The following is a 355-nucleotide window of genomic DNA, read 5'->3' on the forward strand; positions in this document are numbered from 1 at the left end:
GCACCACATCGCGTTTTGCAATGGAGCACTGCATCATCCGCATAGCGCTCAAAGACGGTTTCTGGATGATGGCGGGTAAGCCAGGTATCCAGAGCATAATGCAGGAAAAGGTTCGCAAGCAAAGGACTAATAACGCCACCTAATGCACAGTGAAGATAAATGCGCAGTGATGCTAAATTGGGCGTATGGGATCAGGCCATACGCCACAAAGAGGGGTTCTACGCCGGACAATGGCATTCGGTTAAGGAAACAACGATGTGATAAAATAGGGTTTAAATGAGCAAGGGGGAATGGATCATGGATTTATATCAACGCCTAAACAAAACCTTTTTTAATTCATGTTCGACGATTGATA

At 45.4% G+C, this 355-nt stretch carries 1 protein-coding gene; it reads right to left on the reverse strand.

Annotated features, from left to right (window positions below; genetic code table 11):
- Positions 1-167 (reverse strand): reverse transcriptase domain-containing protein (locus tag C5470_RS22270; RefSeq protein WP_278249209.1); only part of this gene is annotated, 167 nt, incomplete at its 3' end.
- Between the last annotated feature and the right edge of the window lie 188 nt (positions 168-355).

This window comes from Photorhabdus stackebrandtii (assembly GCF_011189495.1).
In the GTDB taxonomy this organism is placed as follows: domain Bacteria; phylum Pseudomonadota; class Gammaproteobacteria; order Enterobacterales; family Enterobacteriaceae; genus Photorhabdus; species Photorhabdus khanii.